10 protein-coding genes, 1 pseudogene and 2 other annotated features are annotated in these 13,725 nt (G+C 32.0%); of the genes and pseudogenes, 4 read left to right on the top strand and 7 right to left on the bottom strand.

The genetic code is table 11. The features are described 5' to 3' along the window. Positions 1-709: pseudogene (locus RWQ74_RS08160) on the bottom strand (hypothetical protein); the annotation flags it as partial. 225 nt (positions 710-934) lie between these two features. On the opposite strand from RWQ74_RS08160, the gene RWQ74_RS08165 reads away from it, so the two are divergent. After that, positions 935-1,240, top strand: a complete 306-nt coding sequence (locus RWQ74_RS08165) for a rhodanese-like domain-containing protein (RefSeq protein ID WP_314397794.1) — start codon at positions 935-937, stop codon at positions 1,238-1,240. A 102-nt stretch (positions 1,241-1,342) separates the two neighbouring features. Beyond that, positions 1,343-1,642, top strand: coding sequence for a rhodanese-like domain-containing protein (locus RWQ74_RS08170; RefSeq protein WP_314397795.1), 300 nt, complete (start codon positions 1,343-1,345; stop codon positions 1,640-1,642). Positions 1,643-1,799: 157 nt separating this feature from the next. On the opposite strand, the gene RWQ74_RS08175 is transcribed toward RWQ74_RS08170, so the two are convergent. From RWQ74_RS08175 to RWQ74_RS08190, 4 genes are all read right to left on the bottom strand, one after another. Further along, positions 1,800-2,057, bottom strand: a complete 258-nt coding sequence (locus RWQ74_RS08175) for a metal-sensitive transcriptional regulator (protein ID WP_314397796.1) — start codon at positions 2,055-2,057, stop codon at positions 1,800-1,802. 44 nt (positions 2,058-2,101) lie between these two features. Then, complete coding sequence (locus tag RWQ74_RS08180) at positions 2,102-3,133, bottom strand: HAMP domain-containing sensor histidine kinase (RefSeq protein ID WP_314397797.1); 1,032 nt, start codon at positions 3,131-3,133, stop codon at positions 2,102-2,104. A 20-nt stretch (positions 3,134-3,153) separates the two neighbouring features. Beyond that, complete coding sequence (locus RWQ74_RS08185) at positions 3,154-3,843, bottom strand: response regulator transcription factor (protein ID WP_314397798.1); 690 nt, start codon at positions 3,841-3,843, stop codon at positions 3,154-3,156. Between the two features lie 377 nt (positions 3,844-4,220). Further along, positions 4,221-6,746 (bottom strand): SSURE domain-containing protein, encoded by a 2,526-nt coding sequence (locus RWQ74_RS08190; RefSeq protein ID WP_314397799.1) that lies wholly within the window; start codon positions 6,744-6,746, stop codon positions 4,221-4,223. Between the two features lie 261 nt (positions 6,747-7,007). After that, positions 7,008-7,226: a binding site (T-box leader), on the top strand. Between the two features lie 59 nt (positions 7,227-7,285). After that, positions 7,286-7,528 (top strand) — a binding site (T-box leader). 83 nt (positions 7,529-7,611) lie between these two features. Between RWQ74_RS08190 and metE the strand changes: the two genes are divergently transcribed. After that, positions 7,612-9,852 carry a 5-methyltetrahydropteroyltriglutamate--homocysteine S-methyltransferase gene (gene metE, locus RWQ74_RS08195; protein ID WP_314397801.1) on the top strand — a complete coding sequence of 747 codons (2,241 nt, stop codon included), beginning with the start codon at positions 7,612-7,614 and terminating at the stop codon, positions 9,850-9,852. 9 nt (positions 9,853-9,861) lie between these two features. Beyond that, a complete protein-coding gene (locus RWQ74_RS08200; RefSeq protein ID WP_314397803.1) occupies positions 9,862-11,703 on the top strand; it encodes a bifunctional homocysteine S-methyltransferase/methylenetetrahydrofolate reductase in 1,842 nt (613 codons plus the stop codon). A gap of 263 nt (positions 11,704-11,966) precedes the next feature. Here the strand turns inward: RWQ74_RS08200 and RWQ74_RS08205 are convergent, their stop codons facing one another. Together RWQ74_RS08205 and RWQ74_RS08210 are read right to left on the bottom strand one after the other, a co-directional pair. Further along, the gene (locus RWQ74_RS08205; protein WP_314397804.1) at positions 11,967-12,320 is read right to left on the bottom strand and encodes a YlbF family regulator; all 354 of its coding nucleotides are present in this window, start codon (positions 12,318-12,320) and stop codon (positions 11,967-11,969) included. Positions 12,321-12,492: 172 nt separating this feature from the next. Further along, on the bottom strand, positions 12,493-13,725 hold a 1,233-nt coding region (locus RWQ74_RS08210; protein ID WP_314397805.1), incomplete at its 5' end, for an LPXTG cell wall anchor domain-containing protein.

The raw sequence follows: 13,725 nt of genomic DNA on the forward strand, positions 1-13,725 counted from the left end.
CTTTCGGTGTTGTTCCTGCTGCTGGTTCTTCCGCTTTCGGCATTGTCGTTACCGGTTCTTCTGCTTTCGGCGTTGTCGTTGCTGGTTCTTCTGCTTTCGGCTCAGTTCCTGCTGCTGGCTCTTCTGCTTTTGCTTCAGTTGATTCTGTTGGAGTTTCTACTTTTGAATCAACTGGTTTTGTTTCTTTCTCTGAAGGTTTTTCATCTTTCTTTTCTACTAATTCATATGTTTTATATACTACGTTAGCTTCTATTACATTACCATTTAATTCAGTATTATATGAAACTGTTTTTTCTATCAATTCTCTTACTACACTCGTATTAGGCAATGATTTCTCTGATTTATTTTCCTTTGAGATAGCTGCATCTTTTTTATTAGTATTAACGTCATTAGCGTCTTTTCTGTTGACACTCACATCAGGTTGAACTACCTTAGAAACTTGACCTTTTTTCAAATTACCTAAGTTATATGTAAATTTTTGTCCATTAATTGTCGCATGAATAACAGTATTATAAGTATCTTTTACTGCAGTTAGCTCAAATACTATTCCCCCATTAACCTCTTTTGCTTGAATTGTGATGTCTTGAGTTAATTTATTATTGCTAGTTGCAGAAATATTTTCTACATTATTTTCTGCCAGAACTCCTAATGGATTTGCTAATGTGAATAATAAAACACTAGCCGTTGCCATTTTTGATATTTTTTTCATTTGAAATTCCTCCTAAGTCATTGGTTGTTTTTTATAAAAATGAAAGTCATTCTCCACTCCATTATTCTCCTATTCTTATAATTTGTCAAGCATATAACTTCCTTCTTTATATTTCTTGTTGTTATTTCATATTCTATCATTTTATTATCCAAAATCAATAATCTTGACAAATCCCTTAGTTAGTGTTTTAATATACCCTATAAGGGTATATAAGGAGGTATATAAATGTTTTTTCTATTCACAAAAGTAGATAGTATTTCAACTATCGAATTAGAAAATAAACTTAAAACAAATATTCAATTAATTGATGTAAGAACGCCAGGAGAATTTAGAAGGGGGCATATAAAAAACGCAAAAAATATCCCACTTAGTGAAATAAATCAGTTTTCTCTACTAACAGATAAAAAAGTTTATGTTATCTGTCAATCTGGAGCTCGAAGCAAACTAGCTGCAAAGAAACTTAAAAAAAGAGGTTTCGACGTTGTCAATGTTCAAGGTGGAATGCACGCATGGCGTGGAAAAATAGTTTAATAATAAATAAAAGAATTTTATATCCCATATTTATACTTAAACACATCTAATTTTCAGATTAAAACTTCTTTAAAATTTTACTAATATCGAAAGGACATACTTATGAAAAATAATATTTCAATGCAAGATTTTCATATAAAATATATTAATGAAAAAATAACTATTCTTGATGTAAGAGAAATTCATGAATATGTAGCTGGTCACATACCTACTGCTCAAAATTTCCCATTAACTACTTTAGGAGCAGATTTTTCTAAATTAGACAAAGATCAGAAATACTACGTGATTTGTCAAGCTGGTGGTCGCTCTGCTAAAGCGTACGCCTTCTTACACGATCAAGGATTTGATGTTACAAATGTTGAAGGTGGCATGAACAATTGGCCTGGAGAAATAAAAAATTAAATAATGTAAACTAGTAAATTTTGATTAACATAAAGAATTTACTAATTTTTATTAACACTCCCTTTTATTCGCATCCCTGCTCCTGCTACTATCACTTATTTCATTGTTAAAACTAAAAGTCTTGATCCTTTTTTCGGAACAAGACTTTCTTTTATTTTTATTTCTTTTTTACTAGATACCTTATGGCTTTTTCCATTTTTTCTTTCTGCTCATCAGGATTTTTTATAGGATTATTAATACATTCCATAAGATTTTCAGTAATTAATAGTTCCATTACTCGATCAACACTAGAACGAACTGCACTTAATTGAGTAATAATATCCATACAATCTCGCTCTTCTTCTATCATTTTTTGAATTCCTCTAAGCTGTCCTTCAGAACGTTTTAAACGCGTTATGTACTTCGACTTCGACATATATTTTTCCTCAATAGATTTTTTTTCATTATACCTTGAATAATTTATTTTGTCAAAATTTTCAAAGTAAATGTGCTCCCTTTCCCATATTCACTCTCTACTATAATATCTCCATTGAGCTGCATAGCTAGTTGCTTTGCTATAGCTAATCCTAATCCATAGCCTCCCGTTTTCATATTTCTTGATGCTTCAACACGATATAATCTTTTAAAAATATTATCAAGCTCTTCTTTTTTTATACCACAACCTTCATCTATTATAGAAATAGATAGAATATCATCCTTAATTTCAGCAACTATTTCTATTTTTGTTCCACTTGGTGAATATTTAAAAGCATTACCTAGTAAATTAACTATAATTCTTTGCAATTTATTATAATTACTTACTATTTTTGCATTTTCTGGTATAACTTTAATAAAAATATCTCTTTGTTCTTTTTCTGCTCTTAACTTAAATTCAGACATACAATCAATTAATAATTTATCTAAAAATATTGTTTCTTTTTTATCTGCAGAATCAGTTTCTTTCACACTTAGCGTCAAGTAATTTAATTCTTCAACTAATTTATTTAATCTTGTTGTTTGACGACAAATTGTTTCTAAATAGTACTTGTATTCATCTTTTTTTATTATACCATCTAACATTCCTTCGGCTGTTGATTGAATAGAGGTTATAGGAGTTTTTATATCATGAGAAAGTTGAGCAATCATAAGAGATTTTTCTTTTTCACTTTGTTCTAGTGAGTCAAAACTTTCTTTTAAGTGCTCCGACATATCATCAAATGCTATAGACAAATCTCTAAATTCGACAGGTCGTATCACTTCATCGCTGATATCAAATCTCTTCTCGCTTATGTTTACTGTTTTTTTCTTTAGCACATCTAATGATTTAAACACACCTTTTAGTAATGCTAGACTTATAGTTGCACCGATTAACCCCGCAATCACAGTAATTGCAACAATAAAATAGGTATCTTGCTTTTCTATTAACATTTGATTTGAAGCCCAAAATACAGCAACTATAGTTATTAAAAATGACAAAATATATCCAATAATAATATAATCTCTTAATTTCATTCTATATTTCCTTTCCATTTTTAAACTTGTTTTTCCATTTTATAGCCTAGTCCCCACACTGTCTTTATATTTGGTGTTTTCTCTGTAGAGTGTTTCATTAATATTCTCCTTAAAGAATGAACATGTACATTCAATGTATTCGCATCTTCAACATACTCATCCTGCCATATTTTTTCATACAATTCTGTTTTAGAAAAAACACGTTCTGGATTATTAGCTAATAACCACAATAATTCAAAAGATTTCACCGTTAAGTCTAATTGTTTTCCATTGACCCTTGCTATTCTACTATTATAATTTATCTCTAAATCCCCAAGTGTCGAAATACTATCTGTGCTATTTTTTTCGACTCGACGCAATATATTCCTAACTCTTAATACTAACTCTCTAGGACTGAACGGCTTAACTATATAATCATCAGCTCCCAGGCTCAAAGCATAAATCTTATCTGGCTCAGTAGTTTTGGCAGTTATAAATAAAAAGGGTTGCTCTGTATCTAAATATTGTACTTCACTAATCAAATCATAGCCGTCCATATTTGGCATCATTATATCAGTAATAATCAGAGAATACTTATTTCTTTTATATTTTTCTAATGCTTCTTTTCCATCATTAGCAATATCTACATCATAACCACCTTGCTCAAGATATCTTTTATTTATCTCCGTTATTTCTATCTCGTCATCTACTAATAAAATTTTGTTCATCATATCTCTACTCCTCCTAACAAAATAGCACTATACATTAAAAGTATAGCACTATTTTGTTAAATTCTGCAAGGTTCTATCTCTCACTATTTTCAAAATATCAATATAATTGAGATTTCCCCACATAATTCTAGATATTCAAAAAACTTTATAAAAGAGACTACTATCAAATCACACTAATTTTAATCGTTTAATATATGGGGCTTACCCCAAAGTCCTAAAATTTAACAAAGTTCATATGAGAACTCGTAGACGCAGTGGTTTATTGATATCTAAATTCGCTTTATAAAAGCTTTTTAGATATCTAATAAACTGTGCGGGGGTGACTCGACAAAATCGATTTCTCTGAAATCACGATTTTTGAGTCACTCCCATTCTATTTAGTCGATTTCATTTTTTCTTCTAATTCCTAAATAACCTAGTAAGCTAGAGATTATTAGAGCTACTATTCCAATAGTTGAAGTATTTGTTGAGTTAGTTGGATTCATTGTTCCTTCTGGAGCTGCACTTGTTTTTGGTAACATTCCTTTTTTCATCATGTCATTGTTCATATGAGCGTTCATATTTTTCGCTTTCATATCTTTGTGCATATGTGCTTTCATATTCATAACATCTGATTTTTGCATATCCATAGGTTTTTCACTCATATTTGAATCCATTAAACTATGTTTTTTATGATCCGTCATCATATTTTCACCTGATTTTTTCTTCATTTCCATAGCTTCTTTATGAAGATTTACAGTAACCTCTTTTAGTGCTACTAAATTTGTTAAATCTGCTTTTCCATCTTTTTCACCGTATACTTTGATCGTCGCTTTGTAGCTTTGTGTTCCATTGGCTTTAAGTAAATCTAATAATTCTTTATCTTGTTTTCCTTGTGTTCCTTCTAAGTCTACTTCATAGAAGTATAATCCTTTTCCTAGTTTTTCTAATGGTAATAAGGCTGGATTTTTCGCTGATCCGTTATCTGACCATGGTGCTTTATCTGATGATTTTAAGATTAATCTTGTTAACATTCCATCTCCACCGAAAAATTCATAAGGAATTACTTGGTTTACTCCTGCTGTGAATGGACCAGGGAAGTTTGCTTTATCTAAGTATTTAGCTGGTACGTCAATTGTATCTTTAGTATCATCCATTACTGCTTTTTTAACTTCGTTAACAGTTGTTAATCCATTTAGATTTACATTTACATCTTTTGTAGCTACTACATTTGTTAAATCTGCTTTTCCGTCTTTTTCACCGTATACTTTGATTGTTGCTTTGTAGCTTTGTGTTCCATTTGCTTTAAGTAAATCTAATAATTCTTTATCTGATTTTCCTTTTGTTCCTTCTAAGTCTACTTCATAGAAGTATAATCCTTTTCCTAATTTTTCTAATGGTAATAAGGCTGGATTTTTCGCTGTTCCGTTATCTGACCATGGGGCTTTATCTGATGATTTTAAGATTAATCTTGTTAACATTCCGTCACCACCGAAGAATTCATAAGGAATTACTTGGTTTACTCCCGCTGTAAATGGTCCAGGGAAGTTTGCTTTGTCTAAGTATTTAGCTGGTACATCTATTGTATCTTTTGTATCGTCCATTACTGCTTTTTTAACTTCGTTAACAGTTGTTAATCCATTTAGATTTACATTTACATCTTTTGTAGCTACTACATTTGTTAAATCTGCTTTTCCGTCTTTTTCACCGTATACTTTGATTGTTGCTTTGTAGCTTTGTGTTCCATTTGCTTTAAGTAAATCTAATAATTCTTTATCTGATTTTCCTTTTGTTCCTTCTAAGTCTACTTCATAGAAGTATAATCCATGTCCTAATTTCTCTACTGGAGGAAGAGCTGGATTTTTAGCTGTTCCGTTGTCTGACCATGGGGCTTTATCTGATGATTTCAAGATTAATCTTGTTAACATTCCGTCACCACCAAAGAATTCATAAGGAATTACTTGGTTTACTCCCGCTGTAAATGGTCCAGGGAAGTTTGCTTTGTCTAAGTATTTAGCTGGTACATCTATTGTATCTTTTGTATCGTCCATTACTGCTTTTTTAACTTCGTTAACAGTTGTTAATCCATTTAGATTTACATTTACATCTTTTGTAGCTACTACATTTGTTAAATCTGCTTTTCCGTCTTTTTCACCGTATACTTTGATTGTTGCTTTGTAGCTTTGTGTTCCATTTGCTTTAAGTAAATCTAATAATTCTTTATCTGATTTTCCTTTTGTTCCTTCTAAGTCTACTTCATAGAAGTATAATCCTTTTCCTAATTTTTCTAATGGTAATAAGGCTGGATTTTTCGCTGTTCCGTTATCTGACCATGGGGCTTTATCTGATGATTTTAAGATTAATCTTGTTAACATTCCGTCACCACCGAAGAATTCATAAGGAATTACTTGATTTACTCCCGCTGTGAATGGACCAGGGAAGTTTGCTTTATCTAAGTATTTAGCTGGTACGTTTACTTCATCTTTTGTATTATCCATAACTGCTTTTTTAACTTCAACTGGTGTTGTTTTGTGTGTAGTCATATCTGGTGTTTCCATTTTTGGTGCATCAGCAGTATCTTTAGCAAGACTTAAAATATTATTGTCTATTGCTTCAGGTTTAGCTTCTCCATCTGTTCCAACTACAGGTTGTTCGACTGTTTTATCAGTTTCTTTAGGTTTTACTGTTGTTGATTCTACTGATTCAACTCTTTCTGTTGGTTTAGTAACTACATTTTCATCTACCTGCGTTTTTACAGTTTCAACTATTGGAGATTTATCCAATTGTTTATCACTTGCGTGTGCTTCTCCACCCCCTATAATAACAAAAATACCACTTGCAACAGCTGCTGATACTACTCCAACACTAACTTTTCTTATTGCCCATCTTGTAAAATTCTCTGATTTCATAAAGTTATTTTTCATTTGTATTTTTCTCCTCTTAATTAATACTTTATTACCAAAACTTTTTGTTTGATGAATACAGTATACCTTATAGATATTAACTAACTATTAGTAAATGTTTAAATATTTCTTAAATAGATATTATAAAAATATTATTTTCGAAATATACTAATATATATGACTTATCTTAGATTTCTGACAATTCCGAAAAAAGTTTTTAATTTTTTTAATAAAAAGTGTTGACAAAGAAAAAATCTTATGTTAATATTTCTTTAACAGTTTTAAAAAGCGAAGAAGTGAAGAGCAATATTTCTTAATTATTAGAGACCTTTTGGTTGGTGAAAAAAAGGATTTGAGTGTATTGTAAATGGTCACAGAGCTGAACTAATGAGTATATATAAGTTAGTTCCGGTTGATAACCGTTAATAATCATTGAGGTAAGATTAAAATTTATTTTAAGATTATAAAATTGGGTGGTAACACGGTCATTTCGTCCCTTGTGTTACTACCCTTTTGTCGTATTTAAGACTGAATAAAAAAATATTTTTACAAATTAATATATTATTACATGGATAAGATGAGTAGAAAAAAGGATTTACACCAGAGAGTCTCGGTAGCTGAAAAGAGATTAATGAGTTTTTTTGAAGATGGTCTTTGAGTTTTAATTATCGAGCAGAAGTTAGATAATTACGCAGAAAATAGCGTTAAAATTTTAATGAGGTGGAAAACTAAAAAATTCATTTTATCATTTTAGATTTTCCATAAAATAAGGTGGTACCACGTATAAAACGCACGTCCTTAGACAATATTAGATATTGTTTAAGGGCGTTTTTTATTTTTATAATTCAATATACACAAAAAGAGAAAATCTCAGGAGGAAAGAATAATGACAAAAATCTCAAGTTTAGGATACCCACGTTTAGGGGAAAAAAGAGAATGGAAAAAATTAATTGAAGGATATTGGGCTCGTACAGTTCGTCAAAACGAGTTATTTGAAGAAGCAGGAAAACTTCGTCGTCTTTATATCGAGAAACAATTAAATGCTGGATTAGATTTTATCCCAGTTGGTGATTTCTCACTTTATGATCACATTTTAGATTTATCAGTTCAATTCAACGTTATTCCACAACGTTTTGAAGGAAGAGAAGTTGATGTAGACTTATTCTTCGATATCGCTCGTGGTAACAAAGATAATGTTGCATCTGCACTTAAAAAATGGTTTAACACTAACTACCACTACATCGTACCAGAATGGGAAAATGTTAACCCTAAATTAAACAATACTCGTCTATTAGACTTATATAAAGAAGCAAAAGAAATCGTAGGAGATAAAGCTAAACCAGTAATCACTGGACCAATTACATATGTTGCTTTATCTAGTGGCCTAGCTGAAGGAGAATTTGAAAAAGCTGTAGATAAATTATTACCATTATATACTCAAGTATTTAAAGAATTAGCTGAAGCTGGTGCTTCTTACATCCAAGTAGATGAGCCAATCTTTGTTACTGATGAAGGAAGAAACTATGTAGAATTAGCTCACAAAGTATACAACCACTTCAACAACGAAGTAGATGCTAAATTCATCTTCCAAACTTACTTTGAAGCATTAGTAGAAGCTGAAAAACTTGTTGATTTACCAGTAGCTTTCGGTTTAGACTTCGTTCACGGAAGAGAAGAAAACTTAGCTAATGTAAAAGCTGGTTTATTCAAAGATAAAGAAGTATTTGCTGGAGTTGTTGATGGGCGTAACGTATGGAGCAATGATTTCGAAGATAGTTCTGCATTATTAGAAGAAATTAAAGCTAATGTTGCTGAATTAGTAATTCAACCTTCATGTTCATTACTACACGTACCAGTAACAACTAAAAATGAAACTGAATTAGAAGAAACATTATTAAATGGTTTAGCATTTGCTGATCAGAAATTAGTAGAGCTTAACTTACTAGCTAACAAATTAGATGGTAAAGAAGATGCAGCATATGCAAAACACGTTGAAGACTTCAACAAACTACAAAATGCTGATTTCAGAAACCTTGAATTAGAATCAAGTGAAAATGTTCGTTCAACTCGTCCATCTGATTACAAAGTTCGTCGTGAAGTTCAAAACAAAAAATACAACTTACCATTATTACCAACTACTACAATCGGATCATTCCCACAATCTAAACAAGTACGTCTACAACGTGCCCTATGGAAAAAAGGTGAATTATCTAATGAAGCATATGAAAAATTCATTGAAGAAGAAATCGCTCGTTGGATTAAAATCCAAGAAGATCTTGATATCGACGTATTAGTTCACGGTGAGTTCGAACGTACAGACATGGTTGAGTTCTTCGGACAACGTTTCGCTGGATTTGCTTCAACTAAATTCGGTTGGGTTCAATCATACGGTTCTCGTGGGGTTAAACCACCAATCATTTACGGAGATGTAAAACACGTAGAAGCTGTTACAGTTAAAGAAACTGCTTATGCTCAAAGCTTAACTAACCGTCCTGTTAAAGGTATGTTAACTGGACCAGTTACAATTCTAAACTGGTCATTTGAAAGAACTGATATTTCTAAAGCAGAAATCTTCAACCAAATAGCTATCGCCCTTAAAAATGAAATTGAACTTTTAGAAAAAGCTGGAATTACAATTATCCAAGTTGACGAACCAGCTATCCGTGAAGGATTACCTCTAAGAGACAACAAAAAAGAAAAATATCTTGAAGAAGCAGTATTCTCATTCCGTCTAGCTACTTCATCAGTTCAAGATGATACACAAATTCACACACATATGTGTTATTCTAACTTCGATGAAATTATCGATTCTATCCGCGCATTAGATGCTGACGTTATTTCTATCGAAACTAGTAGAAGCCACGGAGAATTAATCTCTGCATTCGAAACTGCAATCTATCCTTTAGGTATTGGACTTGGAGTTTATGATATCCACTCTCCACGTGTACCAACAAAAGAAGAAGTACGTACTAATATCTTACGTCCACTTCAAAAATTATCTACAGAACAATTCTGGATTAACCCTGACTGTGGATTAAAAACACGTGCTGAAAAAGAAACTATCGAAGCATTAGAAGTTTTAGTTGAAGTAACTAAAGAAATCAGAAACGAACTTTCCGCTAAATAGGAGGTTCGCATGAGAAACTTATTAGAGAGATTAGAACAAGATGTACTCGTAGCCGATGGGGCTATGGGTACGGCTCTCCATAGTAATGGATTGGAAAGTTGTCATGAATATAATAATATCTCTAATCCAGATTCTGTAGAGAAAATTCATAAGGCTTATATCGAAGCTGGAGCAGATATAATTCAAACAAATACTTATGCTGCAAAGAAGTGTCAGCTTAAAACTTATGGTTATGAAGACAAGTTTGAAGAAATTAATATTCGCGCCGCTGAAATAGCTCGTAAAGCCGCTGGAGAAAACACTTTTGTTTTCGGTACTATTGGAGCTATTAGGGGACTTCGTGAATGTGAACTATCATTAGAAACAATTGTCAATGAAACACTTGATCAAGTAAAAGTATTATTATCAACAGGTAAAATTGATGCATTACTTTTTGAAACTTACTACGATCAAGAAGAAATTCGTGCTGTTTTAACTGAAGTTAGAAAATTAACTGACTTACCTATTATTACTAATATTTCATTATTAGAAGCAGGTATAACTCAAAATGGGGAAAAAGTAACTGATGCATTAAGCGTACTTGTTAATTTAGGTGCTGATATCGTTGGTTTAAACTGTCATCTAGGTCCCTACCATATGATAAAAAGTTTAAAACAAGTGCCATTATTTGCGCAGAGCTATCTATCAGCATATCCTAATGCCAGCTTATTACAGTTAACACAAACTATTAATGGTAACGAATACCGTTTTAGAAAAAATTCAGCTTACTTCGAACAAAGTGCTAAGTTACTTGTAGAAGAAGGTGTAAGATTAATAGGCGGTTGCTGTGGAACTACTCCAGAGCATATTCGTGCTATAAAAAAAGGAATAAAAGATTTAAAACCAGTCAGAAGAAAAATAATCACACCTTTACCAGCAGAAGAAGAACTTGTAAGAGTAGCTCATAACGAACCAACAATTGTTGATAAAGTGAAAAAACAAGTAACAATAATAGCTGAACTAGATCCACCAAAACATTTAAATGTAGATAAATTTATCGAAGGTGCAAAAGCGATAGATAAAAAAAATATCGAAGCTATAACTTTAGCAGATAATTCTTTAGCTAGCACTCGAATTTGTAATTTAGCTGCAGCTACATTACTTAAAGAGCATATTTCTACACCTACACTCCTGCATTTAACATGTCGTGATCACAACCTTATCGGACTACAATCTCGCTTAATGGGATTTGATCTTCTTGGAATTAATAATGTCCTTGCTCTTACTGGTGATCCAAGTAAACTTGGTGACTTCCCTGGAGCTACTAGTGTCTATGATATGACTAGTCTTAAGTTAATTCCTTTCATTAAACAACTTAACGAAGGACTTGGATATAACGGAGCTTCTCTGAAAAAGACTACAAACTTCACAGTTGCTGCAGCATATAACCCAAATGTTCGTGACTTAAGTAAAACAAAACGTTTAGTTGAGAAGAAAATTAAAGCAGGTGCTGATTACTTTATTACACAACCTGTCTTTGAATCTGAAAAAATTGAGCAATTAGCGGAATTTGCTGCTGATTATCCAGATACACCATTTTTCGTAGGTATAATGCCAATTACTAGCTACAATAATGCTGTATTCTTACACAATGAGGTACCTGGTATCAAGTTATCAGAAGAATTCTTAGCTAAATTAGAAGAAGTAAAAGATGACAAGGAGCTTTGCCAAAAAATTGCTTTAGAAGAAAGTAAAAAGCTACTAGATGTTGCTTTAAAACACTTTAAAGGAATTTACCTAATAACACCATTCTTTAGATATGATCTTACATTAGAATTAATAGATTATGTTGAAGAAAACAAAGATAAATAAAAGTTAAATGTATATAAAGAAATCACCTAGAAAATTAGTTTCCTAGGTGATTTTTAAATAGTAAAACGAAGAGAGTGACTCAAAAATCGCGATTTCAGAGAAATCGATTTTGTCGAATCACTTTCCGCAGTGGTTTATTAGATACCTAAAAAGTTTTTATGAAGCGAATTTAAATATCAATAAATCACTGCGTCTATGAGTTTTCATATGAACTTTGTTAAATTTTAGGACTTTTGGGGCAGCCCTCTGTTCTATATCTTCTTCTATTTGTTTCCGTATTTTTCGAAAAGTTCATCTAAAGGCTTGTACATTACTTTATTTAAGTCTTCTATTAAAAATTGTAGTTTTTGTTGAGTTTGTACAAACTCTAAGAATTTAGCATTTTCTAATAATTTTTGTTGAATCCCTTCAAATACTGATAGTTCCTCTTCTGTAGGTTCATTTCCTGCTTGAGCAGACTCCATTAAATCTTTTTGTTTTGATACAAATTCTGTATATAAAGCGTTAGCTTCTTCATCTGCGTATAATTCTTCAGATGCTGCTAATGAGGCTTTATACTCATCAGATTCTCTTAATGCTCTTTCAAATTCATTTGCTTTATCATAAATATTTACCATAATTATTTGCTCCTTTTATGTTGTAGTTTAATTATAACATAGTTTTACCTTCTTTGACAATAAATCGCTTTTATCATCTTTCCCTATACAACATATCTTTTTCCTGTAAAAAAGTAGGTTTCAAAAACTACTATGTACGAATTCATACAATAATTCTATATAACAAAAAATGCTACTTCATACTATCTTTTTGTTTTCTTGATAAGACTAATACAAGTAAACTTATTATAGCCAATAATGAAAAATCATTAGTATTACTCATTCCTGTTTTTGGAAGACTCTGTTGTTTTAATAAGTTTTCTTTAGACATCGTGTTTTGAGCGTCTGTTTTAGAAAGATTATTTTTATCTGATACTATTGCAAATTGACTGAAGTGATCTATGTAGAATTCTACATTTTCGTTATTTATGACTGAGGGAATTTTTGTTAGATTTCCATTTTTTTCTACATGATATACTTCTATATTTTTATTTTCATATTCTGCTAAAGCTACTCTTACTAGTCTATTGTTGTTTAAGGATATTTCTTTTCCACCTTTGTGTAAACTTAAATCGTATATTCTTACATTCTTATTACCTTGTAGCTTATCTTTTACAGCATTTATTTCCTTTTCGTCTTCTATCTCTACTGCTCTAAATTCTATATCATCTATAGAAACATCGTACAATTCTAAACTCACCTTTTTATCAAGAGATTCTAAGAACAATGTTTTTGTTTTTCTTGTTAATACAGGATTATTATCAGATACATACGAAGTTTCCTCTTTTCCTCCAGATGAAGTTATCGAAGTTCCTTCTTTTCCTGAGTTTTCTGGCTGAACCGGCTTTTCTTGTTTATCTGAAACTTTTGGTGTTTCTTCTTTTTGTTTTTTCTCAGCTGGTTTTACAGGCGTTGACGGCTGTCCAGATACCTCTGGTTGCACCGGTGTCCCTGGTTGTACAGGTTGCTCCTCTTTCTCTGAAACTTTTGGTGTTTCCTCTTTTTGTTTTTCCTCAGCTGGTTTTACAGGCGTTGATGGCTGTCCAGATACCTCTGGTTGCGCCGGCGTTCCTGGTTGTACAGGTTGCTCCTCTTTCTCTGAAACTTTTGGTGTTTCTTCTTTTGGTTTTTCCTCAGCTGGGTTTGTTGGCGTTGATGGTTGGACTGAATCTCCTTGTTCCTCTTTCGCTTCTGGTTTTACAGGCGTTGATGGCTGAGTTGAGTCACCTTGTTCCCCTGATGCCTCTGGTTGTACTGGTTTCTCTTGTTTCTCTGGAACTGATGGCTTCTCTTCTTTTGGTTTCTCCTCTGCAGGTGATACCGATATCCCTTCTTTTCCTGAGTTTTCTGGCTGAACCGGCTTTTCTTGTTTATCTGAAACTTTTGGTGTTTCTTCTTTTTGTTTTTCCTCAGCTGGATTTGTTGG

The organism is uncultured Gemella sp., from assembly GCF_963525165.1.
Classification (GTDB): domain Bacteria; phylum Bacillota; class Bacilli; order Staphylococcales; family Gemellaceae; genus Gemella.

What these genes read in the sequence shown, in the direction of transcription:
- RWQ74_RS08165 (WP_314397794.1), top strand. Translation starts at nt 935, where the DNA reads ATGTTTTTTCTATTCACAAAAGTAGATAGTATTTCAACTATCGAATTA.
- RWQ74_RS08170 (WP_314397795.1), top strand. Translation starts at nt 1,343, where the DNA reads ATGAAAAATAATATTTCAATGCAAGATTTTCATATAAAATATATTAAT.
- RWQ74_RS08175 (WP_314397796.1), bottom strand. Translation starts at nt 2,057, where the DNA reads ATGTCGAAGTCGAAGTACATAACGCGTTTAAAACGTTCTGAAGGACAG.
- RWQ74_RS08180 (WP_314397797.1), bottom strand. Translation starts at nt 3,133, where the DNA reads ATGAAATTAAGAGATTATATTATTATTGGATATATTTTGTCATTTTTA.
- RWQ74_RS08185 (WP_314397798.1), bottom strand. Translation starts at nt 3,843, where the DNA reads ATGATGAACAAAATTTTATTAGTAGATGACGAGATAGAAATAACGGAG.
- RWQ74_RS08190 (WP_314397799.1), bottom strand. Translation starts at nt 6,746, where the DNA reads ATGAAAAATAACTTTATGAAATCAGAGAATTTTACAAGATGGGCAATA.
- metE (WP_314397801.1), top strand. Translation starts at nt 7,612, where the DNA reads ATGACAAAAATCTCAAGTTTAGGATACCCACGTTTAGGGGAAAAAAGA.
- RWQ74_RS08200 (WP_314397803.1), top strand. Translation starts at nt 9,862, where the DNA reads ATGAGAAACTTATTAGAGAGATTAGAACAAGATGTACTCGTAGCCGAT.
- RWQ74_RS08205 (WP_314397804.1), bottom strand. Translation starts at nt 12,320, where the DNA reads ATGGTAAATATTTATGATAAAGCAAATGAATTTGAAAGAGCATTAAGA.